This is a genomic window from Rhizobium sp. P1_B8, assembly GCF_056406515.1.
This window is the reverse complement of record NZ_JBFTZZ010000001.1, coordinates 482562-502056: the sequence shown is the minus strand read 5'-3', so window position 1 is coordinate 502056 and position 19495 is coordinate 482562. Positions and strand designations below refer to the sequence as shown.

21 protein-coding genes and 1 pseudogene are annotated in these 19495 nt (G+C 61.6%); 3 read left to right on the top strand and 19 right to left on the bottom strand.

The window, feature by feature from the left end:
• Window positions 1-63: 63 nt before the first annotated feature.
• Window positions 64-660, bottom strand: coding sequence for a DUF922 domain-containing Zn-dependent protease (locus tag AC1D2N_RS02355; RefSeq protein ID WP_065276141.1), 597 nt, complete (start codon window positions 658-660; stop codon window positions 64-66).
• A gap of 74 nt (window positions 661-734) precedes the next feature.
• Window positions 735-1955, bottom strand: a complete 1221-nt coding sequence (locus AC1D2N_RS02350; protein ID WP_026230697.1) for an MFS transporter — start codon at window positions 1953-1955, stop codon at window positions 735-737.
• A gap of 238 nt (window positions 1956-2193) precedes the next feature.
• On the opposite strand from AC1D2N_RS02350, the gene AC1D2N_RS02345 reads away from it, so the two are divergent.
• A complete protein-coding gene (locus AC1D2N_RS02345; protein WP_113542302.1) occupies window positions 2194-2658 on the top strand; it encodes an ester cyclase in 465 nt (154 codons plus the stop codon).
• Complete coding sequence (locus AC1D2N_RS02340; RefSeq protein WP_130729300.1) at window positions 2658-3584, top strand: NADP-dependent oxidoreductase; 927 nt, start codon at window positions 2658-2660, stop codon at window positions 3582-3584. Before AC1D2N_RS02345 ends, AC1D2N_RS02340 begins: the two co-directional genes overlap by 1 nt.
• A 27-nt stretch (window positions 3585-3611) precedes the next feature.
• On the opposite strand, the gene AC1D2N_RS02335 is transcribed toward AC1D2N_RS02340, so the two are convergent.
• Complete coding sequence (locus tag AC1D2N_RS02335; protein ID WP_130729301.1) at window positions 3612-4547, bottom strand: LysR family transcriptional regulator; 936 nt, start codon at window positions 4545-4547, stop codon at window positions 3612-3614.
• A gap of 78 nt (window positions 4548-4625) precedes the next feature.
• Window positions 4626-5345 carry a Crp/Fnr family transcriptional regulator gene (locus AC1D2N_RS02330; protein ID WP_130729302.1) on the bottom strand — a complete coding sequence of 240 codons (720 nt, stop codon included), beginning with the start codon at window positions 5343-5345 and terminating at the stop codon, window positions 4626-4628.
• Window positions 5346-5478: 133 nt separating this feature from the next.
• On the opposite strand from AC1D2N_RS02330, the gene AC1D2N_RS02325 reads away from it, so the two are divergent.
• Complete coding sequence (locus AC1D2N_RS02325) at window positions 5479-5724, top strand: DUF6894 family protein (RefSeq protein ID WP_018242967.1); 246 nt, start codon at window positions 5479-5481, stop codon at window positions 5722-5724.
• Window positions 5725-5883: 159 nt separating this feature from the next.
• On the opposite strand, the gene AC1D2N_RS02320 is transcribed toward AC1D2N_RS02325, so the two are convergent.
• The 15 genes and pseudogenes from AC1D2N_RS02320 to AC1D2N_RS02250 form a co-directional block, all read right to left on the bottom strand.
• Complete coding sequence (locus tag AC1D2N_RS02320) at window positions 5884-6126, bottom strand: DUF6894 family protein (RefSeq protein ID WP_018242968.1); 243 nt, start codon at window positions 6124-6126, stop codon at window positions 5884-5886.
• Window positions 6127-6207: 81 nt separating this feature from the next.
• On the bottom strand, window positions 6208-6606 hold the full coding sequence (locus tag AC1D2N_RS02315) for a DUF427 domain-containing protein (RefSeq protein ID WP_003541590.1): 399 nt from the start codon (window positions 6604-6606) through the stop codon (window positions 6208-6210).
• A 97-nt stretch (window positions 6607-6703) separates the two neighbouring features.
• Window positions 6704-7395, bottom strand: a pseudogene (locus AC1D2N_RS02310) (B3/B4 domain-containing protein).
• Between the two features lie 3 nt (window positions 7396-7398).
• The gene (locus AC1D2N_RS02305; RefSeq protein ID WP_130729303.1) at window positions 7399-8298 is read right to left on the bottom strand and encodes a DMT family transporter; all 900 of its coding nucleotides are present in this window, start codon (window positions 8296-8298) and stop codon (window positions 7399-7401) included.
• 83 nt (window positions 8299-8381) lie between these two features.
• Window positions 8382-9188 carry an AraC family transcriptional regulator gene (locus AC1D2N_RS02300; protein WP_130729304.1) on the bottom strand — a complete coding sequence of 269 codons (807 nt, stop codon included), beginning with the start codon at window positions 9186-9188 and terminating at the stop codon, window positions 8382-8384.
• A gap of 75 nt (window positions 9189-9263) precedes the next feature.
• Window positions 9264-10061 (bottom strand): APH(3') family aminoglycoside O-phosphotransferase, encoded by a 798-nt coding sequence (locus tag AC1D2N_RS02295; protein WP_065276148.1) that lies wholly within the window; start codon window positions 10059-10061, stop codon window positions 9264-9266.
• Between the two features lie 100 nt (window positions 10062-10161).
• Window positions 10162-10323 (bottom strand): hypothetical protein, encoded by a 162-nt coding sequence (locus tag AC1D2N_RS02290; protein ID WP_018446623.1) that lies wholly within the window; start codon window positions 10321-10323, stop codon window positions 10162-10164.
• Between the two features lie 106 nt (window positions 10324-10429).
• On the bottom strand, window positions 10430-11551 hold the full coding sequence (locus AC1D2N_RS02285) for a DUF930 domain-containing protein (RefSeq protein WP_442156331.1): 1122 nt from the start codon (window positions 11549-11551) through the stop codon (window positions 10430-10432).
• A gap of 85 nt (window positions 11552-11636) precedes the next feature.
• Window positions 11637-12377, bottom strand: coding sequence for a DUF930 domain-containing protein (locus tag AC1D2N_RS02280; RefSeq protein WP_130729305.1), 741 nt, complete (start codon window positions 12375-12377; stop codon window positions 11637-11639).
• Between the two features lie 167 nt (window positions 12378-12544).
• Window positions 12545-12838 carry a GYD domain-containing protein gene (locus AC1D2N_RS02275; RefSeq protein WP_018242976.1) on the bottom strand — a complete coding sequence of 98 codons (294 nt, stop codon included), beginning with the start codon at window positions 12836-12838 and terminating at the stop codon, window positions 12545-12547.
• 242 nt (window positions 12839-13080) lie between these two features.
• On the bottom strand, window positions 13081-15138 hold the full coding sequence (gene rpoD, locus AC1D2N_RS02270) for an RNA polymerase sigma factor RpoD (protein WP_018074040.1): 2058 nt from the start codon (window positions 15136-15138) through the stop codon (window positions 13081-13083).
• A 571-nt stretch (window positions 15139-15709) separates the two neighbouring features.
• Window positions 15710-16057, bottom strand: coding sequence for a GFA family protein (locus AC1D2N_RS02265; protein WP_130729306.1), 348 nt, complete (start codon window positions 16055-16057; stop codon window positions 15710-15712).
• Between the two features lie 10 nt (window positions 16058-16067).
• Window positions 16068-17105 (bottom strand): L-threonine 3-dehydrogenase, encoded by a 1038-nt coding sequence (gene tdh / locus AC1D2N_RS02260; RefSeq protein ID WP_105006842.1) that lies wholly within the window; start codon window positions 17103-17105, stop codon window positions 16068-16070.
• A 263-nt stretch (window positions 17106-17368) separates the two neighbouring features.
• Window positions 17369-18556 carry a glycine C-acetyltransferase gene (locus AC1D2N_RS02255; RefSeq protein ID WP_130729307.1) on the bottom strand — a complete coding sequence of 396 codons (1188 nt, stop codon included), beginning with the start codon at window positions 18554-18556 and terminating at the stop codon, window positions 17369-17371.
• A gap of 164 nt (window positions 18557-18720) precedes the next feature.
• A complete protein-coding gene (locus AC1D2N_RS02250; RefSeq protein WP_130729308.1) occupies window positions 18721-19449 on the bottom strand; it encodes a class I SAM-dependent methyltransferase in 729 nt (242 codons plus the stop codon).
• Window positions 19450-19495 lie beyond the last annotated feature (46 nt).

Sequence of the window (19495 nt, the reverse complement as noted above, 5' to 3'; positions counted from 1 at the left end):
GCGGGAGAGATAGGAGGCTGGCCGGACAGGTCCAGGGATAAAGCGCGCGGCAGCGACGGGCAATCAGGGCCCGTTCACCAGCTTGAGAATGAGCTGCTGGATATTGCCGCCGTCACCCATTTCAATCTTGTCGAAGTCACGGCCGCGCTGGCGCTGCCTGCCGGAAATCTCGCCGAGGCGGCGGGTCAGTTCGATCCGGATCTTCTTGCAATCGGGATCATCGGCAACGGTGAGGCCGATGCTCGTCGCCTCGATTTCCTTGACCATCTCCTTGATGGTCTCGCCATGCACCCGCTCATGGGCCTGCACGCCTGATATGAAGGCCTGCCAGCTGCTCTTGACGGCGGCCGGCAGCGCGGCCGCCGGCTTCGGCAGCGTATAGGTGATGATCAGCTTCGGCCGGTTGGTCGTGATCATGCAGGCGTTTCCCTGCGGTTCGTATTTCCGGGTCCAGGTCAACTTGAACGTCGTATGCGCGATCACCCTGCCCGCACCGGCTTCAGGCCCTCGCGCCCCAATCGATTCATAGAGCTCAGCGCCCGTTTTGCCTGATATCGAATAAGGCCGCACCTCTTCGACCGCCTGCCACTCGGCCAGCGCCATAGCCGGCACCGACGTGAAAACTGCCGCCACCACACAGGATAGAAAATTTGTCGTCACGCGCGGCTCCGCCGAATGATGTTTGGGGCGAACCTAACGGCAGCGGTCGCCGCTTTCAACGCGTCATGCATGCACTAGCCCTGCAGCGTCTTGACCTTGGTGAGATCGGGGAAGAGCCGCATCCACAGGAGCACGACGACGATCGTGCCGAACCCACCGACAACGCCGGTGGCGACGGGCCCGAGGGCTGCCGCCATCATGCCGGATTCGAATTCGCCGAGCTGGTTGGAGGTGCCGATGAACAGAGAGTTGACAGCACTGACACGACCACGCATCTCGTCCGGCGTCAAAAGCTGCACCAGCGAGCTGCGCACGACGACGCTCACCGTGTCGGACGCGCCGACGACGAGCAGCGCTACGACGGAAAGCGCGATATTGGTGGAGAGCGAGAAGACGATGGTGGCGACGCCGAACACGGCGACGGCGGCAAGCATCTTGCGCCCGACATTGCTCTCGAGCGGCCGGCGGGCAAGCACGATCGACATGGCGAGCGCGCCGACCGCGGGCGCCGCGCGCAGCAGGCCGAGCCCCCACGGACCGGCATGCAGGATATCGCGGGCAAACATCGGCAGCAGCGCGGTCGCGCCGCCGAGCAGCACCGCGAAGAGATCGAGCGAGATCGTGCCGAGCATCACCGGCCGGCTGCGGATGAAGGAGACGCCGGCAAAGACCGAGGCTAGTGTCACCGGCTCGCGCTTGGCAGGGCTCCATTGCATCCGGATCGAGATGACGTTGAAACTCGCAACGGCAAAAAGCAGCGCCGCTATAGCAAAGGGCGCGACGGGATGGAGGCCATAAAGCAGGCCGCCGAGCGATGGGCCGACGATCAGCGCCGTCTGCATCATCGAGGTCGAGGTTGCGACCGCCTTCTGCAGCATCGAGGCCGGCACGATATTCGGCAGCAGCGCCGCCATGGTCGGGCGCTCGAAGGCGACGACGGCGCCGAGCACCGTGACGGCGGCAAGGATGCCGGCCGGCGTCAGCCATTGCTGCCAGGTGGCGATCGCCAGCACCAGTGCCGTCACCGCCTCGATCAACTGGCAGACAAGCCCGATGCGCCGCCGGTCGAACCGGTCGGCGACATGGCCGACGACGAAGGTCAGCACCGCCATCGGCAGGAACTGGCAGAAGCCGACGAGGCCGAGCGCAAAGGCGCTGTGCGTCTGATCGTAGATCATCCATCCCATGGCGATGCCAATGGACTGAAAGGAGAGCGAGGAAAAAACGCGGGAGGCAGCGAAGTTCAGATAGCCGGGGTGGCGAAGAACGCTCCCCGGTCCTTGGGATATGTCCATTGTGATGTCACCGGCCGGCAGCGCGGGTCCGCCAGCCTTTATAGAGTTTTGAATGCCGGAACGGTGTTCTGCTCGAATGGATGGCTTGTCAATCGGAATGAGCTGCGCTCACCGGATTGCGTTAGGCCCGGGCCTTTACTCATACAAAATATGGATGGGATGACATATCGGGTATCAATTTCCGATATGGAGCGGCTGGCCGTAGCCTCATTGCTGTCACCAAACCAAGAGGCTTTCGATGACCATCGACACAACGGCAAGTGCGCTGACCGCAGAGCAGCACGCAACGCTTGAAACCTTCTACGGCGCCTTCACGCGCAAAAATCCCGATCTTCTCGATGAGGCCGTCACATCAGGTTGGCAGGATATTCCGCTCGCCCCCGGCCAGGGTCCCGGGCCAGCTGGGCTGAAGCCGATCATCCTCGGCTTTATCGAATCCCTGCCGGATGTGGAGATCGTAGTCGACGAAGTGATCGGCTTCAATGACCGCGCCGGCGTTCGCGCCCGTATCGTCGGCACCCAACGCGGCGCCCTCTTCGGCATTCCGGCGACGAACCGCCGAATCGAGATCGCGCTCCATGAATTCCACCGCTTCGAAGGCGGCAGGATCTCTCACACCTGGCATCTCGAGGACTGGTTCGGCATGCTGCACCAGCTTGGCGCCTGGCCGAAGACGACGTCCCTTCATCCGGAGAGCGCGTGATGAAGGCCGCCCGCATCCATGCCTATGGCGCGATAGACGATATCCGGATCGACCATGTGCCCGCGCCGGTACCCGGCCTTGACGACGTGCTCATCCGTGTCGAGGCCGCCGCCCTCAATCCAATGGATAACAAGCTGCTTGCCGGATATCTGAAGGACTTCTTCCCCCTCGCCTTCCCCTATACGCTCGGGACCGATCTCGCCGGAACGGTGGTTGCAACAGGCCCGCTCGTCGCCACCGTCAAGCCGGGTGACAGGGTGATCGCGCGCACCGATCCGGCAAGCGGCGGCGCCTTTGCCGAACTGGCGGCCGTGCCTGCCCGATTGGTCGTTCCGGTGTCGGCCGATCTGCCGCTCGCAAGCCTCGCCGGCCTGCCAACGGCTGCGGCCAGCGCCTGGCAGGCGCTGTTCGAGGCCGGAGCCGTCCAGCCCGGCCAATCGGTGCTCATCCATGCCGGCGCCGGCGGCGTCGGCAGCTTCGCGGTTCAGCTCGCAAAGCGTGCCGGCGCGCATGTGACGGCGACAGCCTCCGCGGCCAATCTCGACCTCGTCCGCTCGCTCGGCGCCGACAAGGTGATCGACTATCGCAACCAGGATTTTACCACCTTCGCAACGGGCCTCGACCTGGTGATCGACACGATTGGCGGCGAAACGCTGGAGCGCTCACTCGGCATCATCCGCCGCGGCGGCAAGCTCATCGGCCTTTCCGCACCGTTCGACACCGAAGGGCCGAAGGCGTGCGGCATCGATGCGCAATTCCTCTTTCACCAGAGCGATGCCGGCCGCCTGGCTGCAGTGGCGGCACTTGCCGCAGATGGCCGTCTCCGAAGCGTCATCGGCCAAGAATTCGCCCTTGCGGACACAGTCGAGGCCTTGCGGTCCCTTTCGAAGGGCGGCGCCCGCGGCAAGACGCTGCTGATGGTGTAAGGCGAGCTGGCTACTTCAGAAGCAGGATCAGTTCGATTCCCCGAGCCGATCCTGCTTTTTCGCCGCAACTGACCCGATCAGCGCGCGGAACCACTGCTGCCCGACATGGGAATCGTTGCGGCGATGCCATGACAGCGCAAAGGAGACCGGCAGCAGCTCGATCGGCGGCTTATGGATCGACAGCTGGGCGCGGCTTTCCGAAACGTCGACGATGCCGCGCATCAGCGTGGCGACGAGATCGGTCTCGGCGACGATCGCCGGCGCCGCATACATCTGCGGCAGCGTCAGGCCGAGCCTGCGGCGCAGACCGAGTTCCGAAAGCTTACGGTCGACATGGCCATAACGATCGCCTTCCGGCGATACGAGCAGGTGGTCGAGCGCGACGAAAGTATCGAGATCGAGACCCCTTGCCGCCGCCGGATGATCGGCGCGGACGATCGAAACGAAGCTCTCCTCGAAAAGCAGCCGGGAAAGGATGCGTGGCGACGTGGAAACCGGCACGCCGACCGCCGCATCGACCTCGCCGGCATCGAGCATTTCCACCGCCTTTTCACGGGCGATGAAACCCTTGACATCGATGCTGATATTCGGCGCGGCCTGCCTGATCGCGGCCAGCAGCTTCGGCAGAAGCACGAAGGCTGGGTGTTCGGAGAGACCGAGCCGGAACGAAGCCGATGACGACCGCGGGTCGAAGACGCCGCTGAAAGCCAGCGCCTCCTGCGCATGCCGCAGAGATTTTCCGATCGGCTCGGCAAGATCGAGCGCGCGCGGTGTCGGCTCCAGCCCGCTCGGGCTGCGCACGAAGAGCTCATCCTGAAAAAGCTGGCGCAACCTGGCAAGTGCAGCACTCATCGCCGGCTGGGTGCGGCCGATGCGGGCGCCGGCCCGGGTGACGCTGCGCTCTGCCATGATCGCGTCGAAGGCGACCAGGAGGTTGAGATCGACCGCTGGAAGGTTATTCATGATGTGGATGATCCCGGTCGACGACTATCGACCGGCAACATGTTGCAAACCCCGTTTAGATGCAAGAACCATGACGCCCTAGCGCGGTTCCCTGGAGATGCTGAGATAGCCGGGATCGAATTCGGCGATTTCCTGCAGGCGTTCCCAGTCGACGATGGTGATCGTCCGGTTCTCCCAGATGAACACGCCCTCGCGCCTCAGCGCCTGCAGCGTCTTGTTCAGATGGACGACGGAAACGCCGAGCACGTCGGCCATCTCGATCTGCGTCAACGGAAACTGGAAGCTTGCGCCCCGCGTCCGCTTCACCACCTGCAGCCGCACGAACAGTTCGCAGACGAGATGGGCGATATGGGCGCGCTTGGAGCGCCGGCCCATGGCGACGATCCACTCGCGGTGGATGGCGCCATCGACGAGCGTGTCGAGCCAGAGCAGCCGCGTCAGGTGCGGCATGTGCTCGGTGATCGTCCTGAGATCGCCGTGGTCGGCGAAGGCGACATGGCAGGACGACAGCGCAACAATGCCGTGATCCATCTTCTTGATCGGGAAAGCGTGCAGATCGACGAAATCGCCGGCGACATGCAGTGCGGTGATCTGGCGACTGCCATCGGCCATCACCTTGTAGCGCGCCGCAAAACCATCAAGCAGCAGCGTGCTGTAACCCGGCCTGCTCCCTTCGGAGACAAGATCCTCCCCGGCAGCAAAATACCTGTCTTTGACGATGATCGCTCTGAGATGGCTTTCCTCTTCGGCCGACAAAATATCGCGGCTTCCAAGGTTGAGCAGCAGGGATTCAATCACGGTCTTGCCCGCCCGATCTTGCTGGAGCCCTGATCCATTTCGATGCGACCTATATTTTCTATAAGAATCAATGCCTAGCCTCGGGAACAATTGTCTTCATCTGTGATTTCTCCTGTGACGCGCAGGAAAGAACATGGCTCGCTACTATTTCGATCTACACAACGGGGAAGGCCCCACGCGCGACGAGCACGGTACCGAGCTCAGATCTCGTGAAGACATTCCGAAGGAGCTGACCCGCATCCTGCTGGATGTGGCCCGCGACGAACTGCCCGCGGGTGATCGAATGACGATCGCCATCACCGTTCGCGACGAGAGCGGCGATCCGGTCACGGTTGCCAGCCTCGTCTTCAACAATGAATGGCTCGACGTCTTACGATAGCGGTTGCCGTTTAGGGGCTGCCGCCGGTCACTCCTACGCATCAATCCGACTCGGTCGGTTGGCGCGACGCTAAGACCCGCCTTGATAGCCGGCAATTAAATTTGACATAGTCTTTTGATTGCTTTGGCTCGATCGACCGGCATTCGCAGCTTGGCGTGCCTATCGTGGCTGTTTCGCAATTTCTTCGAGAATCAGCCGGATTTCTGCGAGCGGTCGCCGGCTTTCATCGAAGAGTTCCACCGACATCATGTTCAGAGGTGCAGCCGGCAGACCTTCGGTGGCCATCTCCGCCAACACGCGCCGTGCCTCCGCTTTCGCAGCTTCGATGGATTCAAAATCATATGCCGTCTCGGTCGTCCCGGCGCCATCACGATCGAAGAGCTGAAAATAGAATTTTGGCACGACACATCTCCCCGCTAGATGACCCTAACGGTCCGGCGGCAAACATGTTCCGCCGGAACGGGTTCAATGTCATGCGTGCCGTCAGAAGGCGCCGGCTTCCGGCGAGGCCATCTCTTCGATGCCGTCGACACGGTCGGGATAGAAGGCGAGATGGTCCTTGATGCTGCTGACCGCGGCATTCGGCGCCTCGTAGGTCCAGACGGCATTCTTCGAGCGCTCGCCGCCCGGAATGATGCTGTAATACGAAGCGTCGCCCTTATAGGGGCAATGGCTGCTATGGTCGGTGCGCTGAAGCAGCGACATGTCCACATCCCTGCGCGGAATATACTGCACCGGCGGATAGGAGGCCTCGCACAGTGTCAGCGCATCGCGGGTATCGGCAATCGTCTTGCCGCCGAGTGTGACGACGACGCGGGAGGGATTGTGCTCGACGGTGATCGGATGGTCCGGCCCCGGAATCTTGAACGACTTGTCTGACATCGGGTTCGTCTCCAGAAGCTATCGATCGCATAGAGATAGGGCGGGCATGCCGCCGGCCCAAGGCCCCGAACGTTGCTTTCCCTGAAACGCTGCGCCCTCAGAACTCGAAATGCGGCGATACCGGACTGAGCATCGCCGTTTTCGCCGCCGCCGGCAGTGCCGTGCAAGTGCATCCGCAACTGTTTCGACCAGCCTGGCGATGTCGTCGCCGGCGGAGGCGTGCAGCGCCTCGGCAACGATCAGCACCGAGCGCGTCGTCGCCCGCACCGCCGAAAGCCCGCTCTGCCGGTTCGTCCAGCGCCGCGCATGCGCATTCTCCGCCCCATCTGCAAAGATCACCTCGTTTGGCTCCGGATGTTCGATTTCGCCGCCAAAGGTCAGATAGGACTCGTCACCCCTAGCCCGACGAACCTGGAGATCGCCTACGATCTTTTCGACGTCGAAAACGGCGATCGGAATGGCGAAGGCAAGCGAAATCGCATTGCAGAGATCGATGAGCGGATGCAGGCGCGGCAGCGCATGTTCCTGGCGGAAGCGGCGCAGCAGCGCCTCGGAAGCGCAGCGATATTGCGTCGGCTTCAGCCCCATGCGGGAAAAGCCGCGCCGCCAGGCCTGGATTTCAGGGAATTCGCCTTCCTGCGCTTGCGTCAGCCGGGCCTCGGCGATTGTGTTGAAGTCTGCGATCGCCGCCTCGACATCGGCATCCGCATGGATCCCTCTCGCATGCAGCGCGCCGGCGCGAAGCTCTGGAAAGGCCTGCCATATGGCATCGGAATGGCTGAACTGCATGATCTATCTCCCGCCGGCAAGTTTGACCGTGCGGCTCTCGGCAAAGGCGAGACCGAGCACGGCCGCGAGCACGCAGGCGATGCCGGCGATCTGGTGGAGCCCGAGCGGTTCGCCAAGGATGATGAAGGCAAGCATGACGGCGGAAACTGGCGCAACCGCGGTGAAGAGTGCGGCTTCGGTGCCGCTCACCCTTTCTGCCCCCGCATACCACAGCAGAAATCCACCGACGGTCGGCACCAGCGCATAATAAAAGACGGCGGCGACAGCGCTTGCGGAAATACCCTGTGCGAAAGGCGCTTCGAAAATAGCGGCCGGGATGGCGGCAACGATGAAGCCGATGCCGGTCATCAGCGTCGACTGCGCAAGCGGCGCAATCTCCGTCTTCAGCTTTTTGTTCAGCAGGATGAACAATCCCTCGCAGACGACCGCCAGGAAGATCAGTGCATTGCCGGAGAGCGATCCTCCGGCCGCATCCGGCGTGAAAGCGATCGACAGCACGCCAGCCGTCGCAAGCGCCACGGCCAGAAGCAGGGCACGCTGCGGCCGTTCGCGAAGCAGCAGGACGGAGATTGCGGCCGCCACCACCGGCAGCGTGCCGATGATGACGCCGGCATCGGCCGCCGAGGTCAGGCTGAGGCCGGAGATCAGCAGCGTCGTATAACCGACGCTGCCGGCCCCCGCCTGAATGAGGAGGATGAGGCGGTCGCTGCTGGAGAGCTTCGGCAACCGCGCGCCGGTCGCCCGCATCAGCAGAAGAAAGACGGGAAAGGCGATGGCGAAGCGCAATGCGGCGGCGCTGAACGGCGGCAGACCCGACGCGATCAGCTTGCTGGCTATGACGGTGCTTCCGACCGTCAGCATCGCCAGCGCCAGATAGAAAAACCCATGAACCTGCCTCGACATCCAGCGTCTCCTGTTGGAAGCGCCGAGGAAATAGCAGGAGCCAGTCGGGGTCTTGAACGAAATTGCAGCCGCAATATCGACGTTCAGATAAAGGCGCAGGCATAGAGGCGCGGCGACAGACCGTATTTGCGCACGAAGACGCGCGTCATGTGGCTCTGGTCGGCAAAGCCGCTGGCAAAGGCGGCTTCCGCCAGCGGCATGCCCTGAGCGATCAGCCGCCTCGCGATATGGATGCGGGCCTGGATGAGATAGGCATGCGGCGTCAAACCGGTCGCCTTGGCAAAACCGCGCAACACCTGGAAGCGGCTCAGCCCGCTTTCCCTGGAAAGATCGGCGAGCGAGACGGCGGCAAGCGGATCGTCGTCAATCAGGTTTCGGGCGGCGCGGATCGACGCCGGCACCAGTGGCCGCTCTTCGGTAGCAAAGCGCTCGCGCATGACGTCGGCGACGAGTTGCAGAAGCAGTTCCTCGCAGAGCAGCCCATCCGCCGCCGCGCCGCCGGTCACTGCGCGAAACAGCGTTTCGAAACGGGCGGCGATCGCCGCATTGCGGATGACCGGATGTGGGATTTCCGATCGCCCTGCCCCGCCTTCGCTGATCTCTTGCGACAGACCGGTGACGATGGCGGGATCGAAATAGAGGATGCGCCACGACCGCCCCTCACCGATCGGGGCACCATCATGCACCTCGTTCGGATTGACCGTGATGATGTCGCCGGCCTCAGCCTCCACCATGCCGCGGCCGCTGAGCGAAGATTGCGCGCCGGCGGAAATCAGGCCGATGCCGAATTGCTCATGCGTGTGCCGGTCGAAGCTGTGAGGCGTTTCCGCTTCCACCGCTTCGACGCCAGCCAGCGCCGAGCGCAACATCCTGAACTGGTTCTTCGCCATCGTCTGCCCGCAGGTCCGATCGCCGGGCACTCTGCCAGCCGCATGGGCATGACGCAATCGCTGCAGCCTGGACGCCTAAAAGAACTCGTCGAGCAGCTGATAGTATTCGAGCCGAGCCGGATCGGTGGCCGGCATGCCATAACAATCAAGGAAGGGCTGCACCAGCGCCTCGCCGAAATTATAGGCGATGCTGCGGCAGGCGAGTGCGATATCCTGATAGCGGTCGGCGATGCCAAGCCGGCTGCAGTCTATATAGCCGGAGAACCCGTCTTCCGAGGCGATGAAATTCGGCAGGCAGGCATCGCCATGGGTTACAACGAGATCCTCGCGGCCCGGCCTCCCGCTTTCGAGTTCGGCAAACAGGACCTCGGCACTCTTTCCAAGCCGAGTCTCATCGAAATCGGTCTCGTCGACGATGCCGGCCTGCATCCGCGCTTTCGCGGCCGCGATACGCGTCTCCAACCGATGGTCGAAGGGGCAGGATGCGATCGGCAGGCGATGCAGGTCAAGAAGCGCCGCAGCCAGCAGCTCGACCCGCGCGATCGGCGTCAGCGCCGATGCACTGGCGAGGTCACTCCCGGGCAGCGCGTTGATCAGCAACCGGTTGTGCACGCCGTCACTGTCCTCCGCAATGACATCGGGACATGACAGACCGCAAGTCTTGAGCCAGCGAAGCCTGGCTGCCTCGTCGGCGAGTTCGCAGAAAGCACCAGCCTCTTCGACCTTCAGATAAAGCGTCGGCAACCCAAGAGCTTCCAGCCGGAAGACACTCGCGGCGGAACGGCCGAGTGCATCGCGCTCGAACCGGTAACCGGCCAAACGGGCATCAAGTGCGCCCGCCGACGGCGGTTGATCCTCTTGAAAAATCGACATGATATCTAGGCCATCGATGCTGCGGCATTATCCCGACCGGACGGGAGACCGCAAGCGGCACGGTCAGTCAGCGCACATCGGCACTGAACCCTCTGCGGCCTCAATGAACGGTGTCGGCGGGCGCGGCTTCGAGAAGGATTTCGAAAGCCTCTTCCAGAGCAGCCACCAGAATATCGGTCAACTCGTCGCCCTTGTTTTCCAGGAACAGCGCGCTCACGGCTTCGTCCTGACGCTCAAAGAAACGCTCGATCTCATTCGACATATCATTGTCCTCTTCTTCACCGGATCATCACGGCCATGGGAAGAAGCTAGGTAGGGTTGCTTGCGCGTGGCTGTTGCCGGTGAGACGCAATCCAGGATCACGAGGACTAGTCACGAATTTCATATTTCGCATACTGACTGCGGGGGATCAATCCACCAACTTCGTGGGCAAACGACACGACTTTCGTGGCGTCCTCATCCACCTCGCAACGGAAACGAACCTGGTACCAGCCCTTAACTGTGCCAAAGGCTGCATCTCTCACATCAAGGATGGTACCGGTTCGCAATCCAAAACTAGGCAATGCGGACGGGAAATAACGCGGCGAACCGTGAACGAGTTGGCCCTGAAGCTCGGTGGCGCAAAGCGTGGCCACTCGCTCTTTGCGCGGAAGACCACTGACCGCAGTTTGCGCAAACAAACTGCCATCTTCCGTCCGTGAAAACAGAGTTTTTGCCTTGGGCAGATCGTCTTTAGCTATCACTTTCGGTTTCTCAGCGGTCTGCTGCTCCGGCGGCTTGGCCTCCTCGATACTTGTATTGGCTTCGCCAGAGACATCTGTCGGCGGCCCATTGCGCTCTGGGGAAACGTCAGTCGTCGCGACCTCAGGAAGCTTCACATCGTCCGGCACCGGCTTTGACGAAGGCTCCTCAGTTTTTGGTTTTTCTGCGGCAGCCTTTGTCGGCATCTGCGCCGGTTCGGCATCGTGCTGCGGCGGAGTTGTTGCGGGTTTGTTTTCGCCCTGAGAAGAATTTCCCGCCAACGACTTTTCGGGGCCGCTATTCCTGTCGCCAAACTCGATGACAGGGCTCAGAGTCGGCATAGGCCTCGGCTTAGCTTGCTCGGGAGTCTTGCTGGCCGGCGGAGGTGGAGGAGGAGGAGGAGGAGGCGGTGGCGGCGGAGGCGGTGGCGGTGGCGGTTCCTTCTTGGCCTCTTCCGGCGGCTTCGGCTCCGGTGGCTTTTCCTTGGGCTTGGGCTCCGGCTTCTTCTCCTCCGGCGGCGGAACGAGCTCCACCTTCACGCTCTCGTCTTCGACAGGCTTCGACTCGATCTTCGGCAGCCCGAAAATCAGAAGAGCAATGATAGGAATATGCGCGACAACGGACGCAACGACGCCCCAGCGGATTTCAGGCCGCTGCTTTCCCGTTTCGTGCTGCGTTTCCGCCGGTTCCACGTCTTCTTCTGTCACAGCAGCGATGTGGCCTCTAAAGCCGGCAGCATCAAGCCACAAAAGAAAAAAACCGCGTGATCGCAACAGCCATTTAAAGTGCTACGGCGTCCTTTGCGCGTCCGAAAAGACGCGCTACGCTATAGTGTCATTGGTCGGCGGCTCCATCGTCGGCCACCAGATCATGCGCCTGCCATTCGCTTTGCGGAATGGCATCGCCGATGAGAAAGGCGAAGGAAGCGACCTTGCCGGAGCCGGCATCGAGTTGGCATTTGAACTGAATATTGTACCACTTGCGTTTGCTGCGGAAGGCGCCACCCTTCACCTCGACGCTGTTGCCACTGACTTTCTCCGCCGCCATCGCATAGGGCGCGAGCGCATCAGGCGCCATCGCCGGCTGCGCGCGGCGCACCTGCTCCATCGCCTCCAGATCACAGAGCTGTAGATTGCGCTCGCTGCCGGCAAGGCCGCGTAGCGCCTCGCGGGCGCGCCGGCTGCGCGGATCTGACAACACCGTCTCCGAAAACAGCTGGCCCGCCTGGACGAATACACCAGGCTTCGGCGGCACCGGAGGGACGGAAGCCACTTCAGGCGACCTCGCGGCCGTCGGCGCTTTCTCCTGATGCGGCGGAGCGATCTCCTGGACCGACGCACTCGCGTCCGGCTTTGCCGTAGTGGGTGCAAGCGTCGCGACCCGCTGCGCTATCGCAGAAGGTTTGGCGACTTCGGGAACGATATCAACCGTAATGCCGTCATCCGGCAACGGTGCCGGCGGCTCAGGTCTCGGAAGCAGCAGGAGCAGCAGTGCAAGCATGACGGCATGCAGAGCGAACGAGGCGAAAGCGCCCCGCTCGATGCCTTCGTCCCGATTTTCCCACACCAGTGCCATCGCTCAGGAAGCAGCTGTCGGACAATCGAAGGCGGCCATAAAACCCGGGAACGCTTTCATCAAGAGCCCTGCCGATACGCCACGAGGAATTAAGGACAGGGCGACAGTGCCAGTCTGACGCGAGTTGCGCAACGCTTATGATCGCCGACAGCGTTCCTTTGTCGCGATCAACCAAGCGAGCCGATGATCTCTCGATAGGCGGCTTCCGGGAATGCCTTCAGTGTCTGGGTGCGGACATTGCCGCCCATCGCCAGCGAGAGGCCAAACCGCGCCATGACGGCATCGTCAGGCGCTTCGCAGACAGCCACCATGTCGTGGCCGCCCATCGTCAGAAAGAACTGGTTGAAGGAGCCGCCCATGTCGCCGAGCAGTTTCTTCGCCGCATCCAGCCGTTTTGACGAGTCGCGAACGTTGCGCACACCTTGGTCCGTCCAGTTGATCAGCACAATGTAAGTGGTCATTTCGCACCTCCCAGCGGAGGATTCGCCCGACACGGGCATGCGTCGGTCCTCGCTCGCGCATCGCGATCGATTTCTTCCCCCGTGGCCGGACTATAATCTTGTCACCACCAAGCGACAAGAAAGCCGCCGGGATCATTGGTATTAGGCATGTCGCCCAAAAGTGTGCGGCAGTGGCGCAAAGATCGAAAGAAAAAGCCGGACATGAAGCCCGGCTTTCGCAATCGTAGAGATCTTGTCGTCCCTCAGCTGTCGAGGAACGAGCGCAGCTTTCTGGAGCGGCTCGGATGCTTCAGCTTGCGCAGCGCCTTCGCCTCGATCTGGCGGATACGTTCGCGGGTGACCGAGAACTGCTGGCCGACTTCTTCGAGCGTGTGGTCGGTGTTCATGCCGATGCCGAAGCGCATGCGCAGAACACGTTCTTCGCGCGGCGTCAGCGAGGCGAGAACGCGGGTCGTCGTCTCGCGCAGGTTCGCCTGAATGGCGGCGTCGATCGGCAGCAGCGCGTTCTTGTCCTCGATGAAATCGCCGAGATGCGAATCCTCTTCGTCGCCCACCGGGGTTTCGAGCGAGATCGGCTCCTTGGCGATCTTCAGAACCTTGCGGACCTTTTCGAGCGGCATGGCGAGCTTTTCGGCCAGTTCTTCCGGCGTCGGCTCGCGGCCGATCTCGTGCAGCATCTGGCGCGACGTGCGGACGATCTTGTTGATCGTCTCGATCATGTGCACCGGAATGCGGATCGTGCGGGCCTGGTCGGCGATCGAACGGGTGATCGCCTGGCGGATCCACCATGTCGCATAGGTCGAGAACTTGTAACCGCGGCGGTATTCGAACTTGTCGACCGCCTTCATCAGGCCGATATTGCCTTCCTGAATGAGGTCGAGGAACTGCAGGCCGCGGTTCGTGTACTTCTTGGCGATGGAGATGACCAGGCGAAGGTTCGCTTCGACCATTTCCTTCTTGGCGATACGCGCTTCGCGCTCGCCCTTCTGCACCATATGGACGATGCGGCGGAATTCCGAGATCGAGATACCAGTCTCGGTCGCCAGATTCTGGATTTCCTGGCGAATGTCGCGGATCGTCGTGTTTTCGCCCCTGGCGAATTCCTTCCAGCCGCGGGCGGCCAGATTGCCGATGGACTTCATCCAGTTCGGATCGAGTTCGGCGCCCTGGTACTGCTCCAGGAAGGAGTCGCGCTTGACGCCGTAGGATTCGGCCAGACGCAGCAAGCGGCCCTCGTTGGAAACGAGACGCTTGTTGATGTCGTAGAGCTGCTCGACGAGGGCGTCGATGCGGTTCTGGTTCAAGGACAGAGATTTGACGGCCTTGATGAGCTCATCTTTGAGTTCCTTGTAACGGCGCTCCTGGGCAGTGGACAGCGTGCCGGAAGCCGACAGGCGCTGCTCGACCTGCTGGTCCTGCAACTTGCGCAGCTTCTTATAGGTCTCGGCGATCGTATCGAGCGTCTCCATCACCTGCGGGCGAAGCTCGGCTTCCATCGCCGCCAGTGAAAGGTTGGATTCGTCCTCGTCCTCTTCCTCCTCCTCGGGAGGCAGGCCTTCGCCGCCGACATCGGTGATGTCGTCGTCGCCGGAGCGGGCGCGACGGGTCTTTTCCTTCTCTTCTGCGAGCTTGCGATCGGCTTCGATCTTCTCCGGGCTCTGGAACTGCGGCGCAGCCTTGGCTTCAGGGCCGGAATAGGTCGTTTCGAGATCGATGATCTCGCGCAGCAGCGTCGTGCCTTCGTTGAGTTCGTCACGCCAAATGATCAGCGCCTGGAAGGTCAGCGGGCTCTCGCAGAGACCCGCGATCATCGTCTCGCGGCCGGCCTCGATGCGCTTGGCGATCGCGATTTCGCCCTCGCGGGAAAGAAGCTCTACCGAGCCCATCTCGCGCAGGTACATGCGAACCGGATCGTCGGTACGGTCGGTCGGTTCTTTTTTCTTGGCGGTCGCCAGCGCCGTGCCGCTCGAAGGCGCGAGTTCGCCGCCTTCGCTCTCCTCGTCGCCGCCGGCGTCGTCGTCATCGCTGCCGCCGGAAGCACCGGCTTCCTCGGCTTCCTCGTCTTCAATGACGTTGATGCCCATGTCGGACAGCATCGACATCGTGTCTTCGATCTGCTCGGACGTCACTTCTTCGGACGGCAGGACCGCGTTAAGCTCGTCCATGGTCACATAGCCGCGCTTCTTGGCGGCCTTGATCATCTTCTTGACCGCGTCGTCGGAAAGATCGAGAAGAGGGCCGTCGCTTGCGCCGTCGCGTTCGACTTCCGCGTCTTCGTTCTCTTTGACCTTGGTTGCCATTTATATCGTCGCCTTCCTGACGCTATCCAATCTCGCTACGGTGAACGGGCTGTCTCAGGGCCTGACGCGCCGCACGCGCCGCCCTCGAATCACCTTTGCCCACCTAACGGGATGACATTTAAAGCCTGATTAACCACGATTACCGGCACCGGACAGCAAAGCTTTCTTGCTCTTGGATTTCCGGCCATGGTTGCGCGATCCGCCTTGACCCAGTTCACCATTCAACAAGTCGAACGGTGATTCCCACATTTTTTGTTCTCGTCAAGCTTTTCCAGAAAAAAAGCCCACAAAAATACGGAAAAAGCCTTATCCACAGGCTTTGAACCGCGGCAGCGATTGCGAACCCTTATTTAAGATGCGGCGAACAAAAGACAAGGGCAGCAAATATTTTGCCGGCCGTACCCAGTTGTTTCCATCATCTTTGCAGTTGTGCAGACGGTATATGCACCTTTAGAGCGCCGTGCGTCCTTTCGGACGCACAAAGGACGCTCTAACTCTTTCAATCCTCGCATCGTCCTTTCCGAAAGTGATTCCGATTCTCGGGCCGATGCACCGGCCTGAGAAATAGTGGCTAACGCGCCGCGCCGTCATACGCCTTCACTGTCAGCGCGCCGAGATCGACCGCGGGAATGCAGCGCAGATTGATCGAAGCCATTGCCGCGCCGTCCGGGGCCACGCCTTCGCCGAACGGTGCAATGCCGCAATTGGCGCAGAAGTGATGCCGGATGACATGCCGGTTGAAAGTGTAGGTCGAGACATTGTCCTCCGGTGTTTTCAGCACCAGCTTCTCGCGCGGCACGAAGGCCAGAAGTCCGCCCCGCCGGCGGCAGAGCGAGCAGTTGCAGTCGAGCGCCTCGGTGAATTCGCCTTCGACTTCGAAAGCCACATTGCCGCAATGGCAGCTTCCTTCATAGCGCATGTCGTCCTCCCTACATCCAGTCCATGACAACCTTGCCGGAATTGCCCGACCGCATCGCCTCGAAACCGTCACGGAAATCGTCGATGCCGATCCGGTGGGTGATGATGGGCGCGAGATCGAGGCCGCCCTGGACGAAAGCGATCATCTTGTACCAGGTCTCGAACATCTCGCGGCCGTAGATGCCCTTGAGATTGAGCATCTTGAAGATCACCTTGTTCCAGTCGATCTCGAAGCCCGCCGGCGCGATGCCGAGAATGGCGATCTTGCCGCCATTGTTCATCTTGTCGATCATGTCGCGGAAGGCGGGTGCGGCCCCTGACATTTCGAGCCCGACGTCGAAACCCTCCGTCATGCCGATCGCCTTCATGACGTCGGTGAGGTTTTCCTTCGATGCGTCGACGACGTGATCGATGCCGAGCTTGCGCGCCAGCTCCAGCCGGTGTGGATTGATATCGGTGATGACGACCTTGCGGGCGCCGGATCGCTTGGCGACGAGCGCGCCCATGATGCCGATCGGCCCGGCACCGGTGACGAGCACGTCCTCACCGACGAGATCAAAGGAAAGCGCGGTGTGCACGGCATTGCCGAACGGATCGAAGATCGCGGCGATCTCGTCTGATATATCATCCGGGATCGGCACGACATTGCTTTCGGGAATGCAGACGAATTCGCCGAAGGAGCCCGGGCGGTTGACGCCGACACCGAGCGTATTTCGGCAGAGATGCCCCCTGCCCGCCCGGCAGTTGCGGCACTTGCCGCAGACGATATGCCCCTCACCGGAGACCCGCTCGCCGACATGATAGCGGGTGACCGCCGAGCCGATCTCGGCGATCTCGCCGGAGAATTCATGGCCGACTACCATCGGCACCGGAATGGTCTTCTGTGCCCACTGGTCCCAGTTCCAGATATGGACGTCGGTGCCGCAGATCGCCGATTTCTTCACCCGGATCAGCACATCGTTCGGCCCGACCTCGGGCACCGGCACATTCTCCATCCAAAGCCCGACTTCCGGTTTCGCTTTGACCAGCGCCTTCATCATGTTCGACATCAACGATATCCCGCCTTGTTCTGGTGCCCGACTTTGCGACTCCCTCTTCTCCCCGTCGGGGAGAAGGTGCCCGTAGGGCGGATGAGGGGGCGGCACGGCACGCCATATAAACCTTACTTTGTTCCTCGCTTACCGCTCGAAACGTCGCTTCGCTCCTCCCCCTCTTCTATCCTGACGGACATCTCTGCCTGGGTCGAGCCACGGGTCTCGACCCGTCCTTGGGACCCCCCGCTGGGGAGAAGAGGGAGATGGCAACGCTATTCTCAAATCACACCCAGTTCCCGCCCTGCCTCGGCAAAGGCCGCGATCGCCCGCTCCACATCCGTCCGCGAATGCGCCGCCGACATCTGTGTGCGGATGCGGGCCTGGCCTTTCGGCACGACGGGGAAGGAGAAGCCGATCACATAGATCCCCTTCTTCAGCATCAGGCCGGCCATATCCTGGGCGAGTTTGGCGTCACCCAACATGACGGGGATGATCGGATGGCCTTCGCCGGCAAGTGTGAAGCCGAGCTTGGTCATCTCTGTGCGGAACAGATCCGCATTGTCGGAAAGACGCTTGCGCAAGGCATCGCCGTTTTCGATGAGGTCGAACACCTTGAGCGAGGCAGCGGCAATGACGGGGGCCAGGGTGTTCGAGAACAGATAGGGCCGCGAGCGCTGTCGCAGCCATTCGACGACTTCCGCCTTGGCGGAGGTATAGCCGCCCGAGGCGCCGCCGAGCGCCTTGCCGAGCGTGCCGGTGATGATGTCGATCCGGCCCTCGACGCCGCAATGTTCGGCAGAGCCGCGACCGTTCTTACCGACGAAACCGACGGCATGGCTGTCATCGACCATGACCATCGCGCCGTATTTCTCGGCGAGATCGCAGACACCGCCCAAATTGGCGATGATGCCGTCCATCGAGAAGACGCCGTCGGTGGCGACCAGTTTGAAGCGGCTGCCTTCGGCCTTTTTCAGTTCCTCTTCGAGCGCCGCCATGTCGTTGTTGGCGTAGCGAAAACGCTTGGCCTTCGAAAGCCTGACGCCGTCGATGATCGAGGCGTGGTTCAGCGCGTCCGAGATGATCGCGTCCTCCTCCGAGAGCAGCGTTTCGAAGAGACCACCATTGGCGTCGAAGCAGGAGGAATAGAGGATCGTGTCTTCCATGCCGAGGAAGGCGGAGATGCGCGCTTCGAGCTGCTTATGCTCCTCCTGCGTACCGCAGATGAAGCGCACCGAGGCCATGCCATAGCCGTATCGGTCGAGCGCCTTCTTGCCGGCCTCTGCCAGCTCCTCGTTGTCGGCAAGGCCGAGATAGTTGTTGGCGCAGAAATTCAGCACCCGCTCGCCGGTGGAAATCGCGATCTCGCCCGCCTGCTTGGAGCTGATGACACGCTCGGATTTATAGAGGCCGGCATCCTTCAGCGCCGAAATTTCAGCTTGGAGATGGGAGAGAAATTGCGAGGTCATGGGGCGGCCCTTCGTGAAGATTTCTCTACAGCGCCGCGCGTCTTTTCAGACGTGCAAAGGACGCCGTAACACTTTGAATTTGCGCATCGTGCTTTCCGAAAATCAATTCCAATTTCGGGCCGATGCGCCAGCCGAGTTAGCATATCACCATCTGCTTGTCTTCTTCAGCGCTGGACCGAGATCAGCAGGAACATCGGCCGGTCCAGCTCCTCCGCCCAATCTGGATTGTCGTGGAGCTCATCTTCGTTCGGGCTCCACTCCTCGACATGGCGAATGGCAAAACCGGCCGCGATCAAGGTGTTGAGCGTCGTGCCGAGCTTGCGATGCTGCTTGACGACACCTTTGGCGAGCCAGTCGGTGGTTCGTGGACCTTCGACGGAATAGCGGTCGAGCGGCCAGATGCGCCGCCCCTCGGCATCGGCCGTCCAGGCCGGGTTGGTCGGCGCCATGAAGATCGGATGCTCGATGGTGAAGACGAATTGCGATCCCGGCAAAAGCGCGTGATAAACCGTCGCGACCAGGCCGGCGAAATCCTCGATATAATGCAGGGCCAGCGAGCTGTAGGCGAAATCGAAAGAAGCTTGAGCAAGCGTCAGATGCTCGAGATCGGCGATCTCGTAGGTGATCACGGCTTCAGCCGTATCGGCCCTCGCTCTGGCGATCATCTTTTCCGAAATGTCGAGCGCCAGCACGCTTGCAGCACCCTGGCTCATGGCGAAACGCGAAAACCAGCCGAACCCGCAGCCGAGATCGACGATACGCTTGCCGGCAAGATCAGGCAGCAGCGCACGCACGGCCGGCCATTCGGACGCCCCGTCGAGCCCGTGAACGGATCGTCTCATGCCGCTATATCCGGCGAAGAATTCCAGTCGGTCGTAGATATTCTGGGCCATCGGCGCTCCTCCTTCAGAGGCAGCACTACCATGCCCCCTCGCCCGA

Coding starts and splice junctions, on each gene's coding strand:
- AC1D2N_RS02350 (WP_026230697.1), bottom strand. CDS start 1,955: ATGGACATATCCCAAGGACCGGGGAGCGTTCTTCGCCACCCCGGCTAT.
- AC1D2N_RS02345 (WP_113542302.1), top strand. CDS start 2,194: ATGACCATCGACACAACGGCAAGTGCGCTGACCGCAGAGCAGCACGCA.
- AC1D2N_RS02340 (WP_130729300.1), top strand. CDS start 2,658: ATGAAGGCCGCCCGCATCCATGCCTATGGCGCGATAGACGATATCCGG.
- AC1D2N_RS02335 (WP_130729301.1), bottom strand. CDS start 4,547: ATGAATAACCTTCCAGCGGTCGATCTCAACCTCCTGGTCGCCTTCGAC.
- AC1D2N_RS02325 (WP_018242967.1), top strand. CDS start 5,479: ATGGCTCGCTACTATTTCGATCTACACAACGGGGAAGGCCCCACGCGC.
- AC1D2N_RS02315 (WP_003541590.1), bottom strand. CDS start 6,606: ATGTCAGACAAGTCGTTCAAGATTCCGGGGCCGGACCATCCGATCACC.
- AC1D2N_RS02305 (WP_130729303.1), bottom strand. CDS start 8,298: ATGTCGAGGCAGGTTCATGGGTTTTTCTATCTGGCGCTGGCGATGCTG.
- AC1D2N_RS02300 (WP_130729304.1), bottom strand. CDS start 9,188: ATGGCGAAGAACCAGTTCAGGATGTTGCGCTCGGCGCTGGCTGGCGTC.
- AC1D2N_RS02295 (WP_065276148.1), bottom strand. CDS start 10,061: ATGTCGATTTTTCAAGAGGATCAACCGCCGTCGGCGGGCGCACTTGAT.
- AC1D2N_RS02290 (WP_018446623.1), bottom strand. CDS start 10,323: ATGTCGAATGAGATCGAGCGTTTCTTTGAGCGTCAGGACGAAGCCGTG.
- AC1D2N_RS02280 (WP_130729305.1), bottom strand. CDS start 12,377: ATGGCACTGGTGTGGGAAAATCGGGACGAAGGCATCGAGCGGGGCGCT.
- AC1D2N_RS02275 (WP_018242976.1), bottom strand. CDS start 12,838: ATGACCACTTACATTGTGCTGATCAACTGGACGGACCAAGGTGTGCGC.
- rpoD (WP_018074040.1), bottom strand. CDS start 15,138: ATGGCAACCAAGGTCAAAGAGAACGAAGACGCGGAAGTCGAACGCGAC.
- AC1D2N_RS02265 (WP_130729306.1), bottom strand. CDS start 16,057: ATGCGCTATGAAGGAAGCTGCCATTGCGGCAATGTGGCTTTCGAAGTC.
- tdh (WP_105006842.1), bottom strand. CDS start 17,105: ATGTCGAACATGATGAAGGCGCTGGTCAAAGCGAAACCGGAAGTCGGG.
- AC1D2N_RS02255 (WP_130729307.1), bottom strand. CDS start 18,556: ATGACCTCGCAATTTCTCTCCCATCTCCAAGCTGAAATTTCGGCGCTG.
- AC1D2N_RS02250 (WP_130729308.1), bottom strand. CDS start 19,449: ATGGCCCAGAATATCTACGACCGACTGGAATTCTTCGCCGGATATAGC.